This is a genomic window from Lentzea roselyniae (genome assembly GCF_039537795.1).
Classification (GTDB): Bacteria; Actinomycetota; Actinomycetes; order Mycobacteriales; family Pseudonocardiaceae; genus Lentzea; species Lentzea atacamensis.
The window spans coordinates 1-1,573 of record NZ_BAABBE010000114.1 but is presented as its reverse complement, the minus strand read 5'-3'; the positions used below and the strand labels follow the sequence as shown (position 1 = coordinate 1,573).

The window sequence follows — 1,573 nt, the reverse complement described above, 5'->3', positions numbered from 1 at the left end:
CGGAATTTGTCAAGGTGATTGAGACCAGTGGGTGTTAGGCGGCTTCTGTGTCGGCGTGTTGATCGGTGTCGTTGGCCGGCCGGTTGATCCAGACGGTGTCGGGTAGGTCGAGCATCTTCGGCGCTGTGGTGATGCCGCCGAATCGGTGCGGGTGGCGTGCGCGTGCCTCGGCAAGGACGGTGCGCCTGCTGGCGTTCCTGGCGGCGGCCAGTCCGAAGTGGACGTCGGCGGGTGTGTGCAGGCCGATGCCGGTGTGTCGATGCTCGTGGTTGTACCAGTGGGTGAACTCGTCCATGAACTTCCTGGACTCCGTGAGTGATCCGAAGCGTTCGGGGAACTCCGGGCCGTACTTCAGGGTCTTGAACAGTGCTTCGGAGTACGGGTTGTCGTTCGACACCCGAGGCCTCGAGTGTGATCGGGTGACCTCGAGATCGGCGAGCAGGGCCGCGACGGTTTTACTGGTCATCGACGTGCCCCGGTCGGCGTGCACGACCTGCGGAACGCCGTGGACGGAAAAGATCTGTTCCATCAGTTCCTTGGCCAGGACACCGGATTCGCAGGCGTGGACATGGACGCCGACGATGTACCGGGAGTAGATGTCGATCATCACGTAGGCGTCGTAGTAGGTGCCCTTCACCGGGCCCGCGAGTTTGGTGATGTCCCAGCTGTAGACCTGACGGGGCGCTGTCGCGGCCAGCTCCGGGCACACTCTCGCCGGATGGCGCGCGAGCCGGCGGCGTTCCCTGACCTGCTTGTTGTCCGCCAGCACCCGATACATCGTGGACACCGAGCACAGGTAGACGCCCTCATCGAGCAGCTGCGCGTAGACCTGCAACGGCGCCAGGTCCACGAACCTCGCGCTGGTGAGCACCTCGAGAATCCGCAGGCGTTCCAGGGCCGTCAGCTTGTTGACCGGATCCGGCACAGGCGCCGGCGGAGTGGGCGTGGTGGCGGCCTTGCCGTGACGGATCGCCGTTGACCGTGCGAGCCCGGTCAACTGGGCGGCCTGCCTCGTTGATACCCCGCCCGCGGTCATGCACGTGTAGGCCTGGGTCAGCGTTTCTTGCGCTGCTCGTCGGAATCCGCTCTCTCGGCCAGACCTTCCAAGAGAGCGTGCGCTTTTCCCATGATGTCAAGCGCTGTCTCGGTGGTGTCCAGCCGTTTGTTCAAACGGGCGTTCTCCCGTGTGAGCCGGGCGATCTCGGCCTGCTCCGCGGACAGCCTGCCGACCTTCTCGCCCGGCGCCTTGCCCGCCAGCACCCCGGCATCACGCTGCTTGCGCCACTCGCTGATCAACGACGAGTACAAGCCCTCCCGCCGCAGATACCCGCCGCCGTCGCCGCGCTCGCACGCCGCCTCGTAGGCACTGAGATGCGCGAGCTTCTCCGGCGCGGTGAACGCGCGCCTCCGCCTCGGCCCGTCACCACGCGGCTGCTGGGAATCCATCCGCCCATCATCGTCCTCGACCACCGAGGACCTGGCCTTGCGGGTCATGTCAATCAATCCGAATCTCGCCCTGCGTCAGGCCAGCTTGCTGTGAACCACTGGACTCAACTCACCCTGACACGCAGGG

1 protein-coding gene is annotated in these 1,573 nt (G+C 65.5%); it reads right to left on the bottom strand.

Annotated elements, in window-relative coordinates; all coding sequences use genetic code 11:
- Nucleotides 1-34: 34 nt before the first annotated feature.
- Nucleotides 35-1,446 (bottom strand): IS3 family transposase gene (locus ABFX45_RS46105; protein WP_428834311.1). Its coding sequence is split into 2 segments (ribosomal slippage): nt 35-1,080 and nt 1,080-1,446, totalling 1,413 coding nucleotides; the frame shifts between segments, so codons are not numbered across the junction.
- Nucleotides 1,447-1,573: the final 127 nt, after the last annotated feature.